This window comes from Pseudomonas sp. 1152_12, from assembly GCF_052850675.1.
Map to the genome: position 1 here is coordinate 203,930 of NZ_VXCW01000005.1, position 22,568 is coordinate 226,497.

25 protein-coding genes and 1 pseudogene are annotated in these 22,568 nt (G+C 58.3%); 12 read left to right on the forward strand and 14 right to left on the reverse strand.

Annotated features, from left to right (window positions below):
- Nucleotides 1-2: 2 nt before the first annotated feature.
- A complete protein-coding gene (locus tag FW764_RS11195) occupies nucleotides 3-611 on the reverse strand; it encodes an HAD family phosphatase (RefSeq protein WP_446433990.1) in 609 nt (202 codons plus the stop codon).
- Between the two features lie 196 nt (nucleotides 612-807).
- On the opposite strand from FW764_RS11195, the gene FW764_RS11200 reads away from it, so the two are divergent.
- Nucleotides 808-1,497, forward strand: a complete 690-nt coding sequence (locus tag FW764_RS11200) for an MlaA family lipoprotein (protein WP_083359538.1) — start codon at nucleotides 808-810, stop codon at nucleotides 1,495-1,497.
- 61 nt (nucleotides 1,498-1,558) lie between these two features.
- Here FW764_RS11200 and FW764_RS11205 read toward each other — a convergent pair whose 3' ends face one another.
- Nucleotides 1,559-1,855, reverse strand: coding sequence for a PilZ domain-containing protein (locus FW764_RS11205; RefSeq protein ID WP_094953085.1), 297 nt, complete (start codon nucleotides 1,853-1,855; stop codon nucleotides 1,559-1,561).
- Nucleotides 1,856-2,131: 276 nt separating this feature from the next.
- On the opposite strand from FW764_RS11205, the gene rssB reads away from it, so the two are divergent.
- The gene (rssB, locus tag FW764_RS11210; RefSeq protein WP_446433991.1) at nucleotides 2,132-3,313 is read left to right on the forward strand and encodes a two-component system response regulator RssB; all 1,182 of its coding nucleotides are present in this window, start codon (nucleotides 2,132-2,134) and stop codon (nucleotides 3,311-3,313) included.
- Nucleotides 3,313-3,795: an anti-sigma factor antagonist RssC gene (rssC, locus tag FW764_RS11215; RefSeq protein WP_017848891.1), complete on the forward strand. Its 483-nt coding sequence runs from the start codon at nucleotides 3,313-3,315 to the stop codon at nucleotides 3,793-3,795. The genes rssB and rssC overlap by 1 nt, the downstream gene beginning before the upstream one ends.
- A gap of 200 nt (nucleotides 3,796-3,995) precedes the next feature.
- Here rssC and tal read toward each other — a convergent pair whose 3' ends face one another.
- Nucleotides 3,996-4,922 carry a transaldolase gene (tal, locus tag FW764_RS11220; RefSeq protein WP_053255063.1) on the reverse strand — a complete coding sequence of 309 codons (927 nt, stop codon included), beginning with the start codon at nucleotides 4,920-4,922 and terminating at the stop codon, nucleotides 3,996-3,998.
- 414 nt (nucleotides 4,923-5,336) lie between these two features.
- Between tal and FW764_RS11225 the strand changes: the two genes are divergently transcribed.
- Entirely contained in the window at nucleotides 5,337-6,083 is a 747-nt protein-coding gene (locus tag FW764_RS11225; protein ID WP_446433992.1) for a hypothetical protein, read from the forward strand.
- Between the two features lie 195 nt (nucleotides 6,084-6,278).
- Here FW764_RS11225 and dusA read toward each other — a convergent pair whose 3' ends face one another.
- A complete protein-coding gene (gene dusA / locus FW764_RS11230) occupies nucleotides 6,279-7,265 on the reverse strand; it encodes a tRNA dihydrouridine(20/20a) synthase DusA (protein WP_446433993.1) in 987 nt (328 codons plus the stop codon).
- A 284-nt stretch (nucleotides 7,266-7,549) separates the two neighbouring features.
- On the reverse strand, nucleotides 7,550-7,963 hold the full coding sequence (locus FW764_RS11235) for a hypothetical protein (protein WP_446433994.1): 414 nt from the start codon (nucleotides 7,961-7,963) through the stop codon (nucleotides 7,550-7,552).
- A gap of 416 nt (nucleotides 7,964-8,379) precedes the next feature.
- Between FW764_RS11235 and FW764_RS11240 the strand changes: the two genes are divergently transcribed.
- Both FW764_RS11240 and FW764_RS11245 read left to right on the forward strand, forming a co-directional pair.
- The gene (locus tag FW764_RS11240) at nucleotides 8,380-8,745 is read left to right on the forward strand and encodes a DUF6124 family protein (protein ID WP_446433995.1); all 366 of its coding nucleotides are present in this window, start codon (nucleotides 8,380-8,382) and stop codon (nucleotides 8,743-8,745) included.
- Nucleotides 8,746-8,891: 146 nt separating this feature from the next.
- Nucleotides 8,892-9,113 carry a hypothetical protein gene (locus tag FW764_RS11245; protein ID WP_094952876.1) on the forward strand — a complete coding sequence of 74 codons (222 nt, stop codon included), beginning with the start codon at nucleotides 8,892-8,894 and terminating at the stop codon, nucleotides 9,111-9,113.
- 75 nt (nucleotides 9,114-9,188) lie between these two features.
- Here the strand turns inward: FW764_RS11245 and FW764_RS11250 are convergent, their stop codons facing one another.
- Nucleotides 9,189-10,376, reverse strand: coding sequence for an MFS transporter (locus FW764_RS11250; protein WP_446433996.1), 1,188 nt, complete (start codon nucleotides 10,374-10,376; stop codon nucleotides 9,189-9,191).
- Nucleotides 10,377-10,868: 492 nt separating this feature from the next.
- Here FW764_RS11250 and mqo point away from each other — a divergent pair, with 492 nt between their 5' ends.
- A complete protein-coding gene (mqo, locus tag FW764_RS11255; RefSeq protein ID WP_446433997.1) occupies nucleotides 10,869-12,515 on the forward strand; it encodes a malate dehydrogenase (quinone) in 1,647 nt (548 codons plus the stop codon).
- 113 nt (nucleotides 12,516-12,628) lie between these two features.
- Here mqo and FW764_RS11260 read toward each other — a convergent pair whose 3' ends face one another.
- Nucleotides 12,629-13,018 carry a BrnA antitoxin family protein gene (locus FW764_RS11260; protein WP_446433998.1) on the reverse strand — a complete coding sequence of 130 codons (390 nt, stop codon included), beginning with the start codon at nucleotides 13,016-13,018 and terminating at the stop codon, nucleotides 12,629-12,631.
- Nucleotides 13,015-13,301 (reverse strand): annotated as a pseudogene (locus FW764_RS11265) (BrnT family toxin). The gene FW764_RS11260 and the pseudogene FW764_RS11265 overlap by 4 nt, the downstream one beginning before the upstream one ends.
- A gap of 352 nt (nucleotides 13,302-13,653) precedes the next feature.
- On the opposite strand from FW764_RS11265, the gene FW764_RS11270 reads away from it, so the two are divergent.
- Entirely contained in the window at nucleotides 13,654-13,983 is a 330-nt protein-coding gene (locus tag FW764_RS11270; RefSeq protein ID WP_446433999.1) for a YXWGXW repeat-containing protein, read from the forward strand.
- 19 nt (nucleotides 13,984-14,002) lie between these two features.
- On the opposite strand, the gene FW764_RS11275 is transcribed toward FW764_RS11270, so the two are convergent.
- The 3 genes from FW764_RS11275 to FW764_RS11285 form a co-directional block, all read right to left on the reverse strand.
- On the reverse strand, nucleotides 14,003-14,371 hold the full coding sequence (locus FW764_RS11275) for a hypothetical protein (protein WP_446434180.1): 369 nt from the start codon (nucleotides 14,369-14,371) through the stop codon (nucleotides 14,003-14,005).
- A gap of 77 nt (nucleotides 14,372-14,448) precedes the next feature.
- Nucleotides 14,449-14,844, reverse strand: coding sequence for a PIN domain-containing protein (locus tag FW764_RS11280; protein WP_083359520.1), 396 nt, complete (start codon nucleotides 14,842-14,844; stop codon nucleotides 14,449-14,451).
- On the reverse strand, nucleotides 14,841-15,098 hold the full coding sequence (locus FW764_RS11285) for an AbrB/MazE/SpoVT family DNA-binding domain-containing protein (RefSeq protein ID WP_083359519.1): 258 nt from the start codon (nucleotides 15,096-15,098) through the stop codon (nucleotides 14,841-14,843). The genes FW764_RS11280 and FW764_RS11285 overlap by 4 nt, the downstream gene beginning before the upstream one ends.
- A 154-nt stretch (nucleotides 15,099-15,252) precedes the next feature.
- On the opposite strand from FW764_RS11285, the gene FW764_RS11290 reads away from it, so the two are divergent.
- The gene (locus FW764_RS11290; protein WP_446434000.1) at nucleotides 15,253-15,645 is read left to right on the forward strand and encodes a RidA family protein; all 393 of its coding nucleotides are present in this window, start codon (nucleotides 15,253-15,255) and stop codon (nucleotides 15,643-15,645) included.
- Here FW764_RS11290 and ppnN read toward each other — a convergent pair whose 3' ends face one another.
- Both ppnN and FW764_RS11300 read right to left on the reverse strand, forming a co-directional pair.
- Nucleotides 15,646-17,019, reverse strand: coding sequence for a nucleotide 5'-monophosphate nucleosidase PpnN (gene ppnN, locus FW764_RS11295; RefSeq protein ID WP_446434001.1), 1,374 nt, complete (start codon nucleotides 17,017-17,019; stop codon nucleotides 15,646-15,648).
- A 149-nt stretch (nucleotides 17,020-17,168) separates the two neighbouring features.
- Nucleotides 17,169-17,993: an aspartyl/asparaginyl beta-hydroxylase domain-containing protein gene (locus FW764_RS11300; RefSeq protein ID WP_407022321.1), complete on the reverse strand. Its 825-nt coding sequence runs from the start codon at nucleotides 17,991-17,993 to the stop codon at nucleotides 17,169-17,171.
- A 366-nt stretch (nucleotides 17,994-18,359) separates the two neighbouring features.
- On the opposite strand from FW764_RS11300, the gene fabV reads away from it, so the two are divergent.
- Both fabV and FW764_RS11310 read left to right on the forward strand, forming a co-directional pair.
- Nucleotides 18,360-19,553, forward strand: a complete 1,194-nt coding sequence (gene fabV / locus FW764_RS11305) for an enoyl-ACP reductase FabV (protein ID WP_446434002.1) — start codon at nucleotides 18,360-18,362, stop codon at nucleotides 19,551-19,553.
- Nucleotides 19,554-19,763: 210 nt separating this feature from the next.
- Nucleotides 19,764-20,387: an HAD family hydrolase gene (locus tag FW764_RS11310; protein ID WP_446434003.1), complete on the forward strand. Its 624-nt coding sequence runs from the start codon at nucleotides 19,764-19,766 to the stop codon at nucleotides 20,385-20,387.
- On the opposite strand, the gene FW764_RS11315 is transcribed toward FW764_RS11310, so the two are convergent.
- A complete protein-coding gene (locus FW764_RS11315; protein WP_446434004.1) occupies nucleotides 20,384-21,289 on the reverse strand; it encodes a LysR family transcriptional regulator in 906 nt (301 codons plus the stop codon). The two genes, FW764_RS11310 and FW764_RS11315, sit on opposite strands and share 4 nt — an antisense overlap.
- A gap of 103 nt (nucleotides 21,290-21,392) precedes the next feature.
- On the opposite strand from FW764_RS11315, the gene FW764_RS11320 reads away from it, so the two are divergent.
- Entirely contained in the window at nucleotides 21,393-22,562 is a 1,170-nt protein-coding gene (locus FW764_RS11320) for an acetylornithine/succinylornithine family transaminase (protein WP_446434005.1), read from the forward strand.
- Nucleotides 22,563-22,568 lie beyond the last annotated feature (6 nt).

The following is a 22,568-nucleotide window of genomic DNA, read 5'->3' on the forward strand; positions in this document are numbered from 1 at the left end:
GATCAGGGCTTCTCACCTTTGAGCTGGCGCAGGCTGATGTCGGCCAGGCAGGTGCCGAGCTCACCGAGGTGATCGATCACCGAGTGCACGCCCAGCCCATACAGCGCCACCGTGGCCTTGCCGCGCTTGTACTCGCGTTGTTGCTCGGTCAGCGCCTGCCATTGCTCGGGCGCCAGGCCACACAGCGAACCGCAGGACGCCAGGCCAATGGTCCACAACCCGGCATTCAGGCCCGCTTGCAGCAAGCGCGGCTCGCCGCTGACCAGTACGCAGCCTTCCAGGCGTTCGATATTCAGCTCCATCAAGGCCTGCCAGCACGCATGCGGCGCGGGCCAGCGGATGGAGGAGGGCGAGGCGGCCTTGATCCAGTCGGGCAGCGCGGCAGCCAGCGGGGTGGTGACCGAGGGCGGCAGCTCGTCCAGCCAGGCGCAGGGCACGCCTTGGTCTTTAAGGCTGCGCAGGATTTTCAGCGCGCCCGGCGTGGCGTGGGAGTCCAGGGCGGGCGAATCGGTGCGTGCCTGGGAACCAAAATCCACCAGGCAGCCACTCAGGCCAAAGAGTACGGCAGTCAAGGAGGGGGCATTGGCGGCGGCAATCTCGGCGTGAGGCATTTCTACATCCCTGAAATAGCAATGACGCTATCGAGGCTGGATGACAAGCGCATGACACTGACGGGTAATTGTAGGAATTTTGTGCATTTTTCGTATGTCGTTTCCTCGTAGCTGCCTAAACCAACACTTCCGTCATATACTGGCATCCTTATTCAGGGCATAGCGCCCATGACAGACCATTCAAGGAGCAAAAGCTATGCGCTGGAGCCAGTACTTCGCTCAGCTATCTGTGTGTGCCACTGTCCTGTTGGCCCCGTTTGCGGCCCAGGCGGCGTCGGAAGACGATCCATGGGAGAGCGTCAACCGCCCGATTTTCACCTTCAACGACACCGTTGATACCTACGCGCTCAAGCCGCTGGCCCAGGGTTATCAGTTTGTCACCCCGCAATTTGTGCAAGACGGCGTGCACAACTTCTTCCGCAACATCGGCGATGTTGGCAACCTGGCCAACAACGTGCTGCAACTCAAGCCGCACGCCGCCGGTGTGGACACCGCCCGCTTGCTGATGAACACCACCTTTGGCGTGCTGGGCTTTATTGATGTCGGCACCAAAATGGGGCTGCAACGCAGCGATGAAGACTTCGGCCAGACCCTCGGTTACTGGGGCGTCGGCAGCGGTCCTTACGTGATGCTGCCGCTGTTGGGCCCAAGCACCTTGCGTGATGCGCCGTCCAAGTACGTCGACAGCTACACCCAACCGTACCGCTACATGAACGACATCGGCTGGCGTAATAGCACCTTCGGCCTGAACATCGTCGACACCCGCGCCAGCCTGCTCGAAAGCGAGAAGCTGATCACCGGTGACAAGTACACCTTCATCCGTAACGCTTACCTGCAGAACCGTGAGTTCAAGGTCAAAGACGGCAAGGTCGTCGACGACTTTTAAGCTGTGACGTTTTGAAACGAAAAAAGGCGACCCGAGTGGTCGCCTTTTTTTGTGCGCCGTTTCAGCGCATTTTCAAGATTTTGAGGCCCAATTGCTGATCTGTATCCGTGGCCTTGGTCCATACCACTTCGGTATCTGCTTCCAGGCCCTTGAGAGCGGCGTGATCTGAATCGATCCTCACGGTCAGTTGGTCGCCCACCTGAAACTGGCGCGGCGCCTGGACCTGCATGCCTGAGCTGGAAAGGTCCACGCAGACCCCGGCAATCTCCTGCCCTGCGTGGATTAACGACACATCGGCATCCACTCGCATGCGGATGAAATCGCGTTTTTCGGCGTAGTCGCGCTCGTGTTCGCTCACGGGTTCCATCCTTACTTTGTGTTGTGGTCGTGGGTGTTCTTATAACTCCCTGTGATTTGCGGTGTAAAGACGCTCGGCGACCATCGGCATGAGCTTGAAACCCCTGACGGATGGGAGTACCGTCTGCGCCTTAGAAGGGCACCTCTGCTTTACCGTTGTGCGTGGGCAAAAAACCCGCACTTTGTAGGACAGAGAGGCTAGAAAGCGAATCCAGTACGCGAGCCCGGCCATTGCCGCGCCGCCTACGCCAACCTAATTCTGGCGCCGTTTGCCCACATGCCAAAAACCAGTGCCACGTTGCTGATAATCGATGACGACGAAGTAGTGCGCGCGAGCCTCGCGGCCTATTTGGAAGACAGTGGCTTCAGCGTCCTGCAGGCCAGCAATGGCCAACAGGGTCTCCAGGTATTCGAGCGCGACAAGCCCGACCTTGTGATCTGCGACCTGCGCATGCCCCAGATGGGCGGCCTCGAGCTGATCCGCCAGGTGACTGAGCTTGCCCCGCAGACGCCGGTGATTGTTGTGTCCGGTGCCGGTGTGATGAACGATGCCGTCGAGGCCTTGCGCCTGGGCGCCGCCGATTACCTGATCAAACCCCTGGAAGACCTGGCCGTGCTGGAGCACTCGGTGCGCCGCGCGCTGGACCGTGCCCGCCTGCTGCTGGAAAACCAGCGCTACCGCGAAAAGCTTGAAACCGCCAACCGCGAACTCGAAGCCAGCCTCAACCTGCTCCAGGAAGACCAGAACGCCGGTCGCCAGGTGCAGATGAACATGCTGCCGGTCAGCCCCTGGAGCATCGACGAGTTTAAGTTCGCTCACCAGATCATCCCGTCGCTGTACCTGTCGGGTGATTTTGTTGATTATTTCCGCGTCGATGAGCGGCGCGTGGCGTTCTACTTGGCGGACGTATCCGGCCACGGCGCTTCTTCTGCTTTTGTCACCGTGTTGTTGAAGTTTATGACCACACGGCTGTTGTTCGAATCCAAGCGCAATGGCACCTTGCCGGAGTTCACCCCCTCCGAGGTGCTGGGCCACATCAACCGCGGCCTGATCAGCTGTAAGCTGGGCAAGCACGTGACGATGGTCGGCGGCGTGATTGATGAAGAAACCGGTCTTTTGACCTACAGCATCGGCGGTCACCTGCCGATGCCGGTGTTATACACTCCTGACAGTGTGCGTTACTTGGAAGGCCGTGGTCTGCCGGTGGGCTTGTTTAATGAAGCCACCTACGAAGACCACATCCTGGAACTGCCGCCGACCTTCAGCCTTACGCTGATGTCGGACGGTATCCTGGACCTGCTTCCAGAACCTACACTCAAGGAGAAAGAAGCCGCTTTGCCCCAAAAGGTCAAGTCGGCGGGCGGCAGCCTGGATGGCCTGCGGCAGGTTTTTGGATTGGCCACGCTAGGGGAGATGCCGGATGATATCGCCCTAATGGTGTTGAGCAGGAATCTTTGATGAGTACCGGAAGAATCCAATTCGCCGAGCAAGACGGGACCTTCGTCCTGAAGTTTGTCGGTGAAGTGCGCCTGACCTTGTGTTCGGCGCTGGATGCAACGATTGAGCGGATTTTCACCGCCCTGAATTTCTCGGCGATCGTGATCGATCTGACCGAAACCCGTAGCATCGACAGCACCACCCTCGGCCTGCTGGCCAAGTTGTCCATTCTGTCGCGGCAGAAGGTTGGCCTGTTGCCGACTGTGGTCACCACCCACGAAGACATCACCCGTCTGTTGCAGTCCATGGGTTTTGATCAAGTGTTCAACATCGTTGACCGCCCGATCCCGTGCCCGGAGTGCCTCACCGACCTGCCGTCGCAAGACCAGTCCGAGGAAATTGTACGGATCAAGGTGCTGGAAGCGCACAAAATCCTGATGGGCCTGAACGAGTCCAACCGCGAAGCCTTCCACGACCTGGTCAACGCCCTGGAACGCCACTAACCTCCAGTTGAAACCCAATCCAAATGTGGGAGGGGGCTTGCTCCCGATGACGGTGTGTCAGTGATGAATGCATTGCCTGAGACTCTGCAATCGGGAGCAAGCCCCCTCCCACAGTGGAACTGAGCTCGGCTTGCGCTCGGCGAAAGGCACAAAAAAGGGCGGCACCCGCGAGGGTGCCGCCCTTTTTGTCGCCGACTGCCTTACAACTTGGCAGTCAACAACGCCTCCAGCTTCTCCTGATCCCGAGCAAACTGACGAATCCCCTCTGCCAGCTTCTCAGTCGCCATCGCATCCTCGTTGGACTCCCAACGGAACTGCGCTTCAGTCAAATGCACCCGCGCTTCGCCGGCATGCCCTGGCGACAGCTTACGCTCCAGCTTGCCTTCATCCGCTGCCAGCTTCTCCAGCAGGTCCGGGCTGATGGTCAGGCGATCACACCCGGCCAACTCTTCGATCTGGCTCAGGTTACGGAAGCTCGCACCCATCACCACAGTCTTATAGCCATTGGCCTTGTAGTAGTTGTAGATGCGCGTCACCGACTGCACGCCCGGATCATCGGAGCCGGTGTAGTCGTTACCGTTGGCCTTCTTGTACCAATCGTAGATACGGCCCACGAACGGCGAAATCAGGAACACGCCTGCTTCAGCACAAGCCACTGCCTGGGCAAACGAGAACAGCAGGGTCAGGTTGGTTTGAATGCCTTCTTTTTCCAGCTTCTCCGCTGCGCGGATGCCTTCCCAGGTGGAGGCGATCTTGATCAGCACGCGGTCGCGGCCAACGCCAGCCTTGTCATACAGGTCGATCAGGCGGTGAGCACGCTTGAGAATGGCCGCTTCGTCGAACGACAGACGGGCATCCACCTCAGTGGAAATACGGCCCGGTACGACTTTCAGAATTTCTTGACCTACCGCCACCGCAAAACGGTCGCTGGCCAGGCCCACGTCGCCGTTACAGTCCTTAACGCACTCATCCAGCAGCTTGGCATAGCCTGGGATCGAAGCGGCCTTGAGCAGCAGGGAAGGGTTGGTGGTGGCGTCTTGCGGCTTGAGCTTGGCGAGGGTGGAGAAATCGCCGGTATCGGCTACGACGGTGGTGAATTGCTTGAGTTGTTCCAGCTTGGAAGTCATGGGCGTGCTCTGTCCTGTGGGTCTGTTGACATTACCCGAGCGCTGGCAGGCGCTCAAGGGCGCAAATGCGATAGGTCGTTTGCGAGGGCAATAACCTGGAAACGGCCGTTTGAATTACCGGCAGTGGTGCTCAATAGGAGGGCAAAATCGCAGGTAGGTTCAACCTGACTCCACACGAGCTGCGCCACCGGCTTCAAGCGAGTTGATAGAGGTAATATCAATGTTCTGAAGTTGTGAAAAGTTTATTTTTTCTAACGTTGGTTGTTGCTGTTTTTGCATGTGCTATACCTGACTGGCAAACGCTAACTTAGGCCGATAAAAAAGCTGATGACATAACTGTCCGCGGCGAAGTGCGTGTGTGCTTGTCTATTAAAATCTGCGTGTTCGTCAGTTTGAAAGCAAAGGAGAGATGTAATGAAACGGAATATATCGACGCTATTCGCCGCCCTGGGTTTTATTTGTTCAACAGCGGTATTTGCCGATGTGACGGTACAGCAGGCGCTCAGCGCCGGTTGTTACGATAGCCAGGAAATGCGTGGCATCATTGATACCGCCAAGGCAGGTAAACCCATGGGGAGCCGCACCCTGGAACAGGAAAATGCACTGAACTCATCCTACGGCGGCAAGATCACCGACACCAGAGTGACCGCGCCTGCCACCTGGGTGTACCGCGCGTATGAGAGCGCCGACACCAACAATTGGCACGTCCAGAAGCTCAAGGCCGGGGTGATTTATTCCAAGGCTCAGAACGACCTGGACAAATATCTCAAGAACGGCGGCACACCCGAAAAGTACTGGGCCATCGACGGGCCTGATTTGCACGCGCTGGGTTTTAACGGTGCCACCTACACGACAATGCGCCTGCTCGCCTTACAGTCCAGCGACACGCCAAAAAGCCAGTTTGTGAGTTTTGCACTGGACTACGCCACCACCGGAACCTTTGGAGACGCCGTGTATGCACTTCAAGTGAACCCGAATTCACCGATTCTGGGGTTGGTTAACTGCAAAACACCAGGCGGTGAAGTTCAATTTCAAATACTCGGCGGCACAACATTCAACACGCTTTACCGCAAAGTTAGAACTGAAAAAGACTGGAAAAGGTATAACCGAGACACTGACCAATGGGTAACGGTGCCCAAAGGAACAGTGCCGGAAAACTAAGCAACAGTGCAGCAAGGGCCGGCAGCAACTGCCGCGCCCTTGCGATCACCGCTAAGCAGGTGGAAGCTGGCTTGCCATAACGCCGCTACACCTCATGAGCCTCTACCTGACACTCACCAAGCAAAAAAGTGGGAGCGGGCTTGCTCGCGAAAGCGGGGTGTCAGCCTCCATCTAAACCAACTGACACTCGACCAATCACCGCCCCTCCAACAACGCCCCCGCCTGATCCAACAACGCCAACGGATCCGCAGCCTTATGAATATCCACCGACAACAACTGCCTGAACTTGCGAGCCCCCGGAAAACCAGTGCCTAACCCCAACACATGCCGAGTAATGTGATGCATCGTCCCACCACCGGCCAAGTGCTCAGCGATGTAAGGCCGCAACTGCACCAACGCCTCCGCCCGGCTAATCACCGGCGCCTCACTACCAAACAAACGCTGATCCACCTCCGCCAACAGATACGGATTGTGATAAGCCTCCCGCCCCAGCATCACCCCATCAAACGCCTGCAAATGCTCCTGGCACTGCTCCAACGTCTTGATTCCGCCGTTGAGATTGATCTCCAGTTCAGGGAAATCCCGCTTCAACTGCGCCGCCACGTCATACCGCAACGGCGGAATGTCGCGATTCTCCTTCGGCGACAACCCCTCCAGAATCGCAATCCGCGCATGCACGGTAAAACTGGTGCAACCGGCGTCCTTCACCGTCCCGACGAAATCACACAGATCGGCATAACTGTCGCGGCCATTGATGCCGATACGATGCTTCACCGTCACCGGAATCGACACCGCATCCCGCATCGCCTTCACGCAATCCGCCACCAGTGCAGGGTGCGCCATCAGGATCGCGCCGATCATATTGTTCTGCACCCGATCACTCGGGCAGCCGACATTCAAGTTCACTTCATCGTAACCGGCAGCCTCAGCCATACGTGCACAGGCAGCCAGGTCAGCAGGCACGCTACCGCCCAATTGCAGCGCAAGCGGGTGCTCGGCTTCGTTGTGACGCAGGAAGCGCTCGTGGTCGCCATGCAGGATCGCGCCCGTGGTGACCATCTCGGTGTAGAGCAGGGCGTGCTTGGAGAGCAGGCGCAGGAAGAACCGGCAGTGGCGGTCGGTCCAGTCCATCATTGGGGCGACGGAGAAGCGGCGGGAGAGTGGGGCGGTTTGTAGGGGCATGGGGGATCTGAGTTAGCGAGGCGAATGGGGTGCAGTTTATCAGGGATGGGTCTAGGGTGTCGGGGAGGCGTGTTCTGTGCTCTTGCATTCGCCGATGAGTTCAAGGCAATCGCTGCGTCGAATATCGTGGTCTAACACCGATTTGCACCGATATGCAGACAGTAAATACAGCGTTGTCGCAATAATGCTAGCTGCGACATGCTAGGGGGCAACAAAGCGGCCCTCCGGGAGAGCTCTATTAATTTCCGAGGTGAATGTCCAAGCTAGTACGGTAATGATCTACTCTAATGATCAGTATCTTGCCCGCCATAGATATTGGCTCTGCTTCTCGAAGACCGACCGTCGCTGTAGCGAGTATCGTGTCCGCCATAAATGTTTCCGCTGCTTCGCGCCGAAGTGCCATCGCTGTTGCGGGTATCCTGCCCGTCGTAAATGTTCCTAGTGCTTTGCGAGGTAGTGCCATCGCTGTTGCGAGTATCTTGCCCGCCGTAAATGTTGGCGCTGCTTTGCGATGTGCGGCCATCGCTGTAGCGGGTATTCTCGCCACCATAAATATTAGCGCTGCTGGTAGACGTTGTTCCATCGTCATATCTGCAGTTGTAACCGTTATAGATATTCTTACTGCACGTGTCAGCATAGGCTTGATGCAGGGGCGAAAATAGAATAATCGAACCCAGCAGAGCAGTCTTGAGGTTCATTAAAGCTCCGTTCGAGATAACTCGATATCACAGGAAAAGATATTAGATGCCGCGGCCACGCGCGAAAGTTTTTGAATGGTAAATAAGGATATTTATGAATGTTTGTCTCGAACTCCTTGATCAAGTCTGGGGGGCGGAGTTGCTTTGCATGCCTGAGCGAATCAATGGGGCTGGCAACCTGCCAGTATTTATACAGACTGATCACCTCGGACTAAGTTTCCGCCATAAAATTATTTTTACTAAATGTATATCGGGGTCAGATCACAATAAACCCTAGGAATCGTCCCACGCTTTTCTCAGCTTGCCCATCAGATCATCCATCACTAACCTCATCCAGCCGTTGCAAACCCAGCGGCCGGAGGTGGAAGTCCGTATTGCTAAGGCGTTTTAACTCCCGAAAATTTGGAGCTTCGCCCATGCCTAACAAATCACGCAATCCTCATATCGATCAAAATACTGCAGCCGTCGATGCCAAGCTACAAACGGCTGCCCAACGAGCAATTCACCATTACCTGCCCCTATCTGACGACACTGCTCCCGCAGAGCATCCAACCGGCAACCTATTCTCAGTCAGCCCCAACATCGACACCGAAACTCTCCTAGCCAACGCCGCCGAGCACCTCGATTCCGCCAACCAAATGGCTGCCACTTTGGCCTTCGACCTCGAAGACCCGCACCGCGCCATCATCCTCGGCATCCAGCAACTCATCGACCTAAGCGCGCTGCTCGTCGCCCGCGCCCAAGAGCAAGTCGCGCCTGCCGCCAGCCCAGCCACCACGTGACCCCCAACCCCGCCGCCTTACCCCAAGGCGGCAACCTGAACCCATGCTGTCACCCCGCAAAATTTCATAATCCCCAGTGCCTTTGAGGTCTACGATCCTCTTCAAGAGAGGACCCCCGCGCCTCCAGCCCATAGGGAACTGAAAACATGATCTCGAACCTGGTTAAAGTCGTGATGATTGCTGGCACGTTGCTGTTGGGCGCTTGTTCGACGGGGTCGTCGGGCGGGAGTGGTGACCCTTGTTTTTCGGGGGGATGCCAGGCGTTTGGGGACCATAGCCCGAGCAAGGCGGCCAAGATGAGTTTTGGCGGCAGTGGGTTGGGGAGTAGTTATGGGGAGTATGGGTCGGGGTTGTTGCATGATGATTGAGGCAGTGATGGTCAGTCAGTTGTGGGGTGACTGACCTAATGCTATCGGGAGCAAGCCCCCTCCCACATGTGGGGGTTAGTGGCCGCCCTTCATGCGGCGGGCGATGAGGTAGATGCCCAGGCCGGCCAGCGCTGTTGCGGCGCCGATGTAGCCGGTGCTGGTCCAGCCGTATCCCGCCGTAATCGCCATGCCGCCAAACCACGGGCCCAGCGCGTTCGCCAGGTTGAATGCTGCGTGGTTGGACGCCGCCGCCAGGCTCGGGGCTTCGTGGGCGATGTCCATCAGGCGGATTTGCAGCGGTGCGGCCAACGCCACCATGGTGCCGACCAGGCCCATGCTCAGCAGCACGCCCCACAGCGACGATGCCGCGAAGGAGAAGAACAGCAGCACGGCTATCGACCATACCAAGATTAAGCCCACCGCGCGGAACTGCATGTGGTCGAACAGTTTGCCGCCGGCAATGTTGCCGATGATGCCGCCCACGCCAAAGGCGGCGAGGCCGAAGGGAATCCATTGTGGCGAGACTTTGGTCACTTCGAGCATGGTCGGGGCGAGGTAGCTGAACACGCAGAACATCCCGGCAAACCCAACTGCGCCAATCGACAGCGCCATCCACACCTGCGGTTTGGTGAAGGCACGCAGTTCTTTGCGTGGGTCGCTGCGCGGTTCGTCGCGGCGGTCGGGGACGAATTGCCAGACCAAGAAGAGGGTGCACACGGCGATGGCGCTGACCAGCGCGAATGCCGAGCGCCAGCCCAGGTGTTGGCCCAGGAAGGTGGCGATGGGGTTGCCGAGCAGCATGGCCAGGGTTAGGCCCATCATCACCCGGGCCACGGCGCCGGCGCGTTTGTCGTTGGGCACCATGCTGGAGGCGACGACGGCGGCGATGCCGAAGTAGGCGCCGTGGGGCAGGCCGCTGATAAAGCGGAAGGCCACCAGCGAACCGAAGGTCGGGGTGAAGGCGGTGGCGAGGTTGCCCAGCGCGTACAGGCCCATCAGCAATAACAGCATGTGTTTGCGCAGCAGCTTGGCGCCGAGGATGGCCAGCAGCGGGGCGCCGACCATCACGCCCAGAGCGTAGGCGCTGATGGCGTGGCCGACTTGCGGTTCACTCAAATTCAAATTGTGGGCGATGTCGGGCATCAGGCCCATGATGGCGAATTCGCCGGTGCCGATCGCGAAGGCGCCCACGGCCATGGCAGCTTCCATTTTGGCGGCGTTGCGCGCGGGCAGCACGTGCCCGGGTGTTTGCTGGATAGTCATGGGTAACTCTGTGTGGATGGAGTGCACGAAGGACCGCCGCCGATGCTACGCAAGCAGCGACGAAGGTGTCTAGAACAGCCTTAAGCGCGAGAGTTTCACTCGATTGCTACCCTGTGACCCCACGTCGCGCTCGCTCGGCTTGACAGGGCCTCGGAAAACTCCATTTTTAGCGCTGTCAATTGGCTAAACGGCGCATAAACGCTGTTTAGCGTGATATTCTGCGCGCCGTCTTGGTCTAGTCTTGCCCCGGTGCGTACATCCGTATACGCCCCGGCGGTTGGCTGTCGCCCAGGTAGCTGAAGCCAATAATGATAAGAAGTCAGCGCAGAAGGGACAAAAACAGTGAGGTCGATACGTCGACCTTGTGTGCCCACCCTGCGGTCCTTACGTGAATGTGCAAACCCCGCGGTGCGTTGCCTGACGCAGCGTGATGGCGGGTTGCCCATGCTCAGGGGCGGTGGGGCGGATGGCGTTTTATCATAGGTGCTACTGATGTTTAAAAAAGTAAACACTGCCCTGCTGGGGCTGGCTTTGTCGATGGGGATCACCTCCGTTCACGCGCAAGAGGCAAAGAAAGTCGATGTGCTGCTGATCGGCGGCGGCATCATGAGTGCGACCCTGGGTGTATGGCTCAACGAGCTGCAGCCGGACTGGTCGATGGAGATGGTCGAACGCCTCGATGGCGTGGCCGAAGAAAGCTCCAACGGCTGGAACAACGCCGGTACCGGTCACTCGGCGTTGGCTGAGCTGAACTACACCCCGGAAGACAGCAGCGGCGTCGTTCAGATCCCGAAAGCGGTCGAGATCAACGAAGCGTTCCAGATCTCCCGTCAGTTCTGGTCCTGGCAGGTCCAGCAGGGCGTGCTGAAGAACCCGCGTTCGTTCATCAACTCCACACCGCACATGAGCTTTGTGTGGGGTGATGACAACATCAAGTTCCTGAAAAAACGCTATGAAGCCCTGCAAGCGAGCCCGCTGTTCGCCGGCATGCAGTACTCCGAAGATCCGGCGCAGATCGCCAAGTGGGTTCCGCTGATGATGGAAGGCCGTGATCCGAAGCAGAAGATCGCTGCCACCTGGAGCCCAATCGGCACCGACGTGAACTTCGGTGAGATCACCCGCCAGTTCGTCGCTCACCTGCAAACCACGCCGAAGTTTGACTTAAAGCTGTCGAGCGAAGTGCAGGACATCACCAAGAACGCCGACGGTTCGTGGCGTGTGAGCTACAAAAACCTGAAAGACGGCACTAAGACTGAAACCGACGCCAAGTTCGTGTTCATCGGCGCCGGCGGCGGTGCCCTGCACCTGCTGCAAAAGTCGGGCATTCCTGAAGCCAAGGAATACGCGGGCTTCCCGGTTGGCGGTTCGTTCCTGGTGACCGATAACACGGCCATCGCCGAGCAGCACATGGCCAAGGCCTACGGTAAAGCTTCGGTTGGCGCGCCACCGATGTCGGTTCCGCACCTGGACACCCGCGTGCTGGATGGCAAGCGCGTGATTCTGTTTGGCCCATTCGCAACCTTCTCGACCAAGTTCCTCAAAGAAGGCTCGTACCTGGACCTGCTGACCAGCACCACCACCCACAACATCTGGCCGATGACCAAAGTCGGTATTCGTGAATACCCACTGGTCGAGTACCTCGCCGGCCAACTGATGCTGTCGGATGACGACCGCTTCAAGGCGCTGCAAGAGTACTTCCCGAACGCCAAGCAATCCGACTGGCGCCTGTGGCAAGCCGGTCAGCGCGTGCAGATCATCAAGCGTGATGAAGAGCAGGGCGGCGTCCTGAAACTCGGCACCGAAGTGGTCAGCTCCGCCGACAACACCATCGCCGGCCTGTTGGGTGCATCGCCAGGCGCGTCCACCGCGGCTCCGATCATGCTGACCGTGCTGCAAAAAGTGTTCAAGGACAAGGTCGCGACCCCTGAGTGGCAGGCCAAACTGCACCAGATCGTACCGAGCTACGGCACCAAGCTGAACGACAGCCCTGAGGCTGTTGCTAAGGAATGGGCCTACACCGCCGGTGTGCTGCAACTGACCCCTCCACCTGCGATCCCGCAGATGAGCGCGCCAAAGGCCACCGAGGCTGCCAAGCCTGCGGCTGAGCCGAGTAAGCCAGCGTCTGACCTGGCGCTGTAAGCCAAGCCTGATGTTAAAAAGCCCGCTGAACCGGTAACGGTCAGCGGGCTTTTTTTGTCCAGCTTTCCCGTCGCTGAAATTCGGGATTCAATCCATTCGGGAGGTTTTCTTACTCAGTCCGCGTCAGCCATCTGCGTTTTTTTCTGGCCTGCTACTTTGGCCTTGGGGGCTTTGTGCTCTGGATTATCCAGAAATAGCTGCATCTCAATCACGAGACTTGCCATTTTTTTCTCCAAAATGGCCACTTCTGTACGGCTAATTGTCGTGCGAGATTTGGATGCTGGTTTTTTGGCCGTCGGCGAAGTCAGTTTATGAGTCTCTGGCACCAATGCTTGGCGTAGGAGATTATTAATAATCGTCTGATAGCCCGTTCCGGCATTTTCGGCTCGATCACGCGCAGCCTCGATAACGGCGTCATCCAGCATGATAGTAATACGGGTTTTGCCCTTGCTGCTGGCAATCGGTCCCCGCGTGGCTTCGCTGAAATCATATTCACTTTTCATCGCTTACCTCTTGCGTAGGATCTACGTTCTTTTGCAGTTGCCTTACGAGCGCTTATAGCCCGGATGGTGTCAGGGGCTCGGTAGGTAAACACTACTATTAGTAACCGGCCCGCTGCGTCCAGCCCTACCGCGACCCATCTCTGTTCGTCATGGTCCTTATCTTCTAAATCTCTAAGGGCTCTGTCGTCATAAAACACCATTTCTGCGTCCGCAAGATTTACTCCGTGTTTATCTTTGTTAAGTTTGTTTTTTCGGGGTCATACTCGTAATCGAATGATTTCATTATGCATATTTAATATGTATAAAAAGGGTGTCTGTATGCCCGTCGTCGGCTTCATGAGTATCACATGCTCGCCTTTGGACTGCGGGCGTTCTGAGCGTAGGTTTCAATTCGCTGAAACACTGTAGAACATCCTGGCGATTGATAAGGGTAGGTCAAAGCACTGTTGATCAGTGATCGAAGCTATGTCATGCGGTTCTCATCGATTTGTTTTAAAGGCAGCCCTCGCAGGGTTCAGCAACCTGACAGACATCACCTGTTACAAAGAACCCAGGCCTTAGCAGGAGCGCGGCTGAATCACGGGGGCATTTTTTACTGGTGCAGGTGTTGGGCGTTAGCGCCCGAGGATATTTGTATGTTGCTACGTTATGCAGCAATGGCGGCAGTGGTCGTCGCGGCATCCGGGTGTGTGCAAGAGCGCGTTGTGCATGACCGCAGGCCGGTACAGCGTGAGTATGTCGAAGTGGTTGCGCCACAACCGCCACCGGTCCAGGTGATCGAAGTCGAACCCGCAGCCCGTTATGGCTATTTATGGTCGCGCGGTTACTGGCGTTGGGAAGGTGGGCGATACGTCGCGGTGCACGGCCATTGGGAGCAAGTGCGCGAAGGCTATCGTTATGTGCATCCGCACTGGGTGCAACGCAATGACGGTTACCACTGGCAGGGCGGTGGCTGGGTTCGCTGAGCCCCGGCCGAAACAACGTCTAGATCGGCTTCTGGGTACCTAGAAGCCGAACTTCCCGCAACAGCGCGGCACCCAGTTGATCAGTGCCCAATTCCTTGTAGCCGACCGCCTTGATCTCGCCGTTCTCTTCGGCCTGGATGATGATCACCGGTGTTTCCTTGCCGGTGCCTTCGTCCACATGCAGGGCGTACTGGGGAATAGCCAGCTTGATCGGCGTACCCGCCGCTTTGCCTTGCACGTTGATCAAGAACGCTGCACAGCCGCTGTCGACATCCACGCTGGTGGCAGAGCGGCCGCTGACGAAACAGGTTTTCGGCAGGTCGGGCCAGACGATGGTGTCGGCGGAGGCCAGGGTGGAGGCCAAGCTCAAAGTAGCGAGTAGCAGCATGCGCACGTGAGTCTGTCTCTTGATCAAGGTTGAACGCGGTTTTTACCAAAGCCTGAGCGGTGTCGCAATGGTGTGGCTCAGGTCAGCCGTTTCATCCCGGTTGCCTTGGCCGCGTTCAGATCAAAGGTGGCGGTGTATTCGCAGCCGGCCGCATGGGCGCAGCGCTCTATCAGGTAGTCGGCGAAATCGGCTTTGCCCGCCGTGAATCGTCGCAGTGCCTGCCAGATGATCTCGGCATGTTCCACGGTCAATTCACGTGTGCGCAGCAGCGTTTCCAGAACGGTCACCACCTCGCTCTTGGCCGATTGGTAACAGCTTTGTAAAACCCAGACCAGTTCCACCACCGAGACCAGGCTGACAAAGCCCGGCGACAGTGCAGTGAGCGATTCGATCAGCTCCGACGCCTTGGGTGATTGGACCGGGTCATCCTGGGTGACATAACGCACCAGTACATTGGTATCCAGGCCGATCATCGCGCTTTTGCTCCCTGGGTTGCGATGGCGTGGTTCATGGCGTCGATCGATACGGCCTGGGCGGGCTTGCGGATCAACCCCTTGAGGTCATGCACGGTTTTGCTCGCGGCAATGATGGAAAACTTTCCGTCTTCCGTTTCGACAAATTCAACCCGGTCGCCGGTTTCCAGGCCCAGCGCTGTGCGGACTTGGATAGGGATGGTGATTTGCCCTTTCGAGGTAAGTGTGGCGGTCGCCATAGTGAAGATCTCCATCGTGATATTCCTTACCCTAGGGTAAGGACTGATGAAGGGCAAGATCCGTTGGTCCATAGGTCGCTCTCTGGTGTGAGTAAGTGGGAACAGGTAAAACCCTAGTTCGAACTGTGCGCTCTCACACGCTTTCCTCCGGCCTCAAGAGATACAAGCTATGACCGACCGCCTCCTGATCATTCCTGCCGCCATGCAACCCATAGTCGAGCGCGCCGGCTACGTTCCTGCAGTAAAAGTTGGCAACACTCTTTACTGCGCAGGCCAGGTCGGCCGTACGCCGCAACTGGCCGTGATCGACGATCCCGAGGCGCAATTTATCGCGGCCTGGGAAAACCTGAGGGAAGTATTGGAGGAGGGCGGTTGCAGCTTCGATGACGTGGTGGACATGACCACGTACCACGTGAACATGCGCCAGCACATGGCGGTTTTTCGTGAGGTGAAAAACCGCCTGTTCCCACGCGGGCATTGCGCCTGGACCACAATCGGGGTGTCCGAACTGGCACACCCCGGTCTGCTGGTGGAAATCAAATGTGTGGCGGTGCAGCGCTAGTTACTGCACCACGCGATAACACGGCACATACGCCGCGCCGCCCGGCAACTTCATACGGTGCTGGGCAACGAACGCCTGTAGCAGTTCATCCAACGGCTTCATGATGGCCGGGTCGCCGTGGATTTCGTACGGGCCGTTCTGCTCGATCAGGCGAATGCCCTTGTCCTTGACGTTGCCGGCCACGATCCCCGAGAACGCGCGGCGCAGGTTGGCGGCGAGTTCATGGGGTGGCAACGCATGGCTCAGTTGCAGGCTGGCCATGTTTTCGTGCGTTGGGTCGAAGGGGCGCTGGAAGCCTTCGTCGATCTTCAGCAGCCAGTTGAAGTGGAAGGCGTCGTTGCGTTCGCGGCGGAACTGCTTCACTGCTTTGAGCCCTGCGGTCATCTGGCGCGCCACTTCGGCCGGGTCGTCGATGATGATCTGGTAGTGCGCCTGCGCCGCTTCGCCGAGGGTGGCGCCGACGAAGGCGTGCAGCTGTTGCAGATAAGGGGCCGCGTGTTTCGGGCCGGTGAGGACCACCGGGAACGGTACATCGCAGTTGTCCGGGTGCATCAGGATGCCCAGCAGGTACAGGAACTCTTCGGCCGTGCCAGCGCCCCCCGGGAAGATGATGATGCCGTGGCCGACGCGCACGAAGGCTTCCAGACGTTTTTCGATGTCCGGCAGAATCACCAGCTCGTTAACGATCGGGTTCGGCGCTTCGGCCGCGATGATACCCGGCTCGGTCAGGCCCAGGTAGCGCCCGCCGGCAATGCGTTGTTTGGCGTGGGAAATGGTCGCGCCCTTCATGGGGCCTTTCATCACGCCGGGGCCGCAACCGGTGCACACGTCGAGGCTGCGCAGGCCCAGCTCGTGGCCGACTTTCTTGGTGTATTTGTATTCTTCGGTATTGATCGAGTGTCCACCCCAGCACACCACGATTTTCGGCTCGACACCCGGGCGCAACGTACGGGCGTTGCGCAGCAGGTGGAACACGTAGTCGGTGATACCTTGGGAGTCGCTCAGGTCAATGCGCTGGCTGCCTAGCTCATTCTCGGTGTAGACGATGTCACGCAGGGCACTGAACAGCATCTCGCGGGTGCTGGCGATCATTTCGCCATCGACGAAGGCGTCGGCTGGCGCGTTCAGCAGTTCCAGGCGCACGCCACGGTCCTGCTGATGGATGCGCACTTCAAAGTCTTGATAGGCGTCGAGGATGGTCTTGGCGTTGTCGATATGCGCGCCGGTGTTGAGGATGGCCAAGGCGCATTGACGGAAGAGGGTGTAGATGCTGCCGGTACCGGCTTCGCTTAGTTGCTGGACTTCACGTTGGGACAGGGTTTCGAGGCTGCCCTTGGGGCTGACGGAGGCATTGATGACTTGACGTTGGGGCATTCTGATTCCTTGAAGGCGCAGCCACCGCACCCGTCACGGGCAGCGATGGCTTGAAAAGGGTGAGCGCCGAGTTCGGTCGCACGAGACTGTAGTTTGGCCGCCTCATAGGCAAGGCGCAAACACCGTCCAGCACCATCATGCCGCAGAACTTACTGAATCAGCTTCCAGTTTTTGTAGAAAACCCGACGCAGGGTAAAGACCAGCCCGGCAAAGCCCGCGATCACGGCGTTGAGCACGGAGGGCAGCAAGGTCGGCCGCACAATATCGATAAACAGGCAGTAACGCTTTGCGTCGTTCTTGTTGAAGGACGCGTGCATCAGCGTGTCATCGAAGATGAACAGCGGGTCATCGTGCCAATAATGCTTGTGCTTGCCCACTTGGATGTAGACACCTTCGTGGTGAGGTGCTGGCGCCATGTTGTAGAGCACGCGGAACATCATGCGCAGCGGGCCGAAGTGGAAGGATGTCGAGCGGTTCTCGTTGAACACCGAGACGCCGATGGTCTTCACAAACGGCAGTTTCTTGCGCAGTTGCGGGATGTTCAGGGTGGTTTCGATTGGGCGGCCGTACCATTGGAAAAACAACATGCCGCGCTTCTTCTCGGCCATGCGCTCATCCAGGTAGCTAATGATTTCATCCTTGTTGGCCATGGCGTCGTCAATCACTTGCTGCAGGTCTTCACGCCAGGCAGGCGGCAGGTCGCGCAGGGTGTAGACATGACGGTTACGCAGGCTCAGCAGATCGAACAGGGTGTTGAACGGTGCCAGTATCCAGGTGTTACGGCCGCTGCCGATGAAGTATTTCTTGATGGTATCGGCGTCATACAGGCCGTTGCGCAGGAAGTCGTAGACACCGCACACCAGCACCAGCCCGAGGAATACCGCGGTGGTCAGGGGAAAAAGGCAGATAATCAGCAGAACGCCGATGACCCAGGCGACCGACACTGCTTTTTTGCGTAAGGCAGACTTGCTCATGAAACTCAGCTCCAGCTGGACGCCATTCGACAGGTCCGGATCCGTGGCTGCGAGTGGTGGGGAAGTGAAACATGTAGATACATCCCCCTATGATAAGGCGTTCAGCGACGAATAGGCGTTTTAAATATTGCAAAATTGTGAAGGAATTGAACAAACCTTCACGTTTATGGTCCGGCTCATAAAGGCTACCGGGTGAGATTGTGAACGGTAGCAGGCGCGCGCCAAAAAGCGCTGCGCCGATTGAATTTTGTAAACAGAAGATTTGCGACTATCGTGACGCTTCGGTTTTTTGGACGTCATAGACCGGTACGATTAAGTTGAATGGCCACCATTGGCCTTCGGCACCTTGGAAGAGGCAGAAATTTTATGATCATCAAACCGCGGGTTCGTGGCTTTATCTGTGTGACCGCTCACCCTGTTGGCTGTGAAGCGAACGTCAAGGAACAGATCGACTACGTAACCAAAAACGGCGTCATCGAAGGCGGCCCGAAGAAGGTGCTGGTCCTCGGCGCCTCCACCGGTTACGGCCTGGCCGCGCGCATTAGTGCAGCGTTCGGATGCGGCGCCGACACCCTGGGTGTGTTTTTTGAGAAAGAAGGCGAAGAAGGCAAGCTGAGCTCCGCCGGCTGGTACAACAGCGCGGCGTTCGAGAAGTTTGCGGTTGAAAAAGGCCTGTACGCCAAGAGCATCAACGGCGACGCGTTCTCCGACGAGATCAAGCGCCTGACCATCGAAACCATCAAGAAAGATTTGGGCAAGATCGACCTGGTGGTTTACAGCCTGGCGGCACCACGCCGTACCGACCCGCAAGGCGTGGTGCATACCTCCACCCTTAAGCCGATCGGCAAGGCCGTGACCCTGCGCGGTATCAACACCGACAAAGGCGTTGTGGTCGACACCACCCTTGAACCTGCGACCCAAGAAGAAATCGACGGCACCGTAAAAGTCATGGGTGGTGAAGATTGGCAGCTGTGGATCGACGCCCTGCGTGACGCCGACGTACTGGCCGAAGGTGCCAAGACCACTGCGTTCACCTACCTCGGTGAGAAGCTGACCCAGGACATTTACTGGAACGGTTCCATCGGCGAAGCCAAGAAAGACCTGGACAAAAAAGTCCTGACCCTGCGCGACAACCTCGCGGCACTCAAGGGCGACGCCCGTGTGTCGGTGCTCAAGGCCGTGGTCACCCAGGCCAGCTCGGCCATTCCGATCATGCCGCTGTACCTGTCGCTGCTGTTTAAAGTGATGAAAGAGCAGGGCACCCACGAAGGTTGCATCGAGCAGGTCTATGGCCTGTTCAAGGATAGCCTGTATGGCAACGAGCCGAAGCTTGACGCCGACGGCCGCCTGCGGGCCGACCTGGCTGAGCTGGAGCCGAAAGTCCAAGACGCCGTAGCGGCGTTGTGGAACCAGGTGACTGACGACAACGTTAACGAGATCAGTGATTTTGCCGGTTACAAGGCTGAGTTCCTGCGCTTGTTCGGTTTTGAAGTCGACGGCGTTGACTACGAAGCGGATGTGAACCCGACCGTTAAGATCAATGGTTTAGTTCAAGCATAAATGCAGTTAAAAATGTGGGAGCGGGCTTGCTCGCGAATACGGAGTGTCAGTCGCCAGATAGGTTGGCTGATACACCGCTTTCGCGAGCAAGCCCGCTCCCACATTTGCTTTGTGTGAAGCCGGACCGCTCCTACAAGCCATCGCGCTCCCACTACCGTCCTTAATCTGCCAGACTCCACCGGCTATCAAGCCACGCTAACGGAGGATCTGATGACGATTCGTGCAGTAGTTTTTGATTTCGGCGGTGTCCTGTTCGACTGGAACCCGCACCACCTGTACCGCAAGCTAATTGCCGACGATCGCGAGCGGCAGCACTTTCTCGACACCATCTGTACTCAAGCCTGGAACACCGAGCAGGACGCCGGCCGCAGCCTGGCCGAAGGCACTCGTCACCTGATCGAGCAATACCCGCAACATGAACCTCTCATCCAGGCCTATTACGACCGCTGGCATGAGATGTTGCGCGGCTCATTGCCGGAAGGCGTGGCCATTCTCGAAGGCCTGCATCAAGCCAATATGCCGTTGTTCGGGCTGACCAATTGGTCGGCTGAGACCTTCCCTTATGCGCGGGCCAACTATCCGTTCCTGGCGTATTTGCGCGACATCGTGGTGTCAGGTGAGCTGAAGCTGATCAAGCCGGATGCCGCGATCTATCACGCGAGCCTCAGCCAGGTGCGCGCCCATCTGCCGGATATCCAGGCCAGTGAAGTGGTGTTTATCGACGATGTGGCCGGCAATATCGAGGCGGCGGTCGCCCTAGGGTGGCAGGGTATTCACCACGTTTCGGCCGAGCATACCGCTGCACGCTTGCGTGAGCTGGGCGTGGGCTTCTAGCGCGCCCACTTTTCCATGGCGAAATCCACAAAGGCGCGCAGCTTTGGCAGGCGATAACGGTCCTGGCCGTAGAGCAAGTGCATGGGGCGGCTGGACAGTTGATAGGTGGTCAGCAAGGCCACCAGCTTGCCGCTCTCCAGGTCCGGCTGCACCAGAGCATCGGCCAGCATGATGATGCCCATGCCGTTCACCGCCGCCTGGCGCAAGCCTTGCGAACTATTGATGGTCAGTGGGCCGGACACCGGAACTTCTACCTCGCCTTCCTCGCCGGTCATGCGCCAGAGCTTGTCGGTGTCGCGCCAGTTGTCGGTCGCAGGGTAGGCGAATGCCAGGCAGTCGTGTTGCCGCAGGTCTGCGGGTTTCGAAGGCGTGCCGCGTCGCGCCAGGTAGTCAGGTGATGCGCAAAGGGTGAGGGTGTAGGCCTGCAGTGGCCGGGCGATCAGGCTGGAAGGTTCCAGTTCACCGAGGCGGATCGCCACGTCGAAGCCGCTGTCGACCAAGTCCATCCGCTCATTGCTTAGCATCACGTACAGGTCGATCAGCGGGTAGCGCTGGGAAAACTCGCTCAGGGCCGGTGCGAGGCGTTCGGTGCCGAACACCGGTGGTGCGGTGATACGCAGGCTGCCTTTAGGGGTTTCACTGTGGATCTGCTCCGCCAGTAACTCGGAGTCGGCCACCAGCCCCAGCACCTGCAAGCAGCGCTGGTAGTACTGCCCGCCAAACTCGGTGAGGCTCTGTTTGCGCGTGGTGCGCTTGAGCAGGCTGACGCCCAAGCGTTGTTCCAGCGCGCGCAGGTGATTGCCGACCATGGTGGTCGACATTCCGCACTCTTGCGCGGCGGCCGTCATGCTGCCGGTCTCCACGACTTTCACGTACACCGACATCGCCTGGAACAGGTCCATTATCAAGCCCTGATTTAAAGTCATTACAGGAATGCGCAGTTTATCCAGCTTGGGTGGCTAACGATACTGCACCTATCCCAACGATGCACTGGAGCTTGCCACCATGACCGCCGCCTGCCTGATGACCACGTATCAACCCTTGGCTCTGAGCTTCACCCGTGGCCTGGGCACGCGCCTGTGGGACCAGCAGGGGCGTGAATATCTCGACGCGGTGGCCGGTGTGGCGGTGACCAATGTCGGGCATTCGCACCCGCGGCTGGTGGCGGCGATCAGTGAGCAGGCGGGCCTGCTATTGCACACGTCCAACCTCTACAGCATCGACTGGCAGCAACGGCTGGCCGAGCGCCTGACGCAGTTGTCCGGACTGGACCGCGCGTTCTTCAACAACTCCGGCGCCGAAGCCAACGAGACGGCGCTGAAACTGGCACGGCTGCATGGCTGGAAAAAAGGCATTGAAGAACCCCTGGTGGTGGTGATGGAAAACGCTTTTCACGGGCGTACGCTGGGCACCATGGCCGCCAGTGATGGACCTTCGGTGCGCCTGGGGTTCCAGCGCTTGCCGGGGGACTTTCTCAAGGTGGGGTTTGGCGATCTGGCGGCGCTGGAAGCCATCACGCAACAGTTCGGCTCGCGCATTGCGGCGGTGCTGCTGGAACCGATTCAGGGCGAAAGTGGCGTGCTGCCAGCGCCGCCCGGCTACCTGAAATCCCTGCGCGAGCATTGCACGCGCCGCGGTTGGCTGATGATGCTCGATGAGATCCAGACCGGTATTGGCCGCACTGGCGCCTGGTTTGCGTTCCAGCATGAAGGCATCGTGCCGGATGTGATGACCCTGGCCAAAGGTCTCGGCAACGGCGTGCCCATCGGCGCTTGCCTGGCCCGTGCTGAAGTGGCTCAATTGTTCACCCCCGGCAGCCACGGCAGTACCTTCGGCGGCAACCCGTTGGCCTGCCGCGTGGGCTGCACGGTGCTGGCCATTATTGAAGAGCAGGGCTTGTTGCAGAATGCTGCGCAACAGGGCGCGCATTTACTGGCGCGGTTGCGGGTGGAGTTGAGTGAGCACCCGCAGGTGCTGGCGATTCGTGGGCAGGGCTTGATGATCGGCATCGAACTGGCCCGCCCTTATCGTGACCTGGCCCAGCGTGCGGCGCACGAGCATGGCCTACTGATTAACGTGACGCGCGGCAAGATCATTCGCCTGCTGCCACCGCTGACGCTGGCTGCCCAAGAGGTGGAGATGATCGTGCGGGCCATCACCCGTCTAGTGGATTGAAACCGG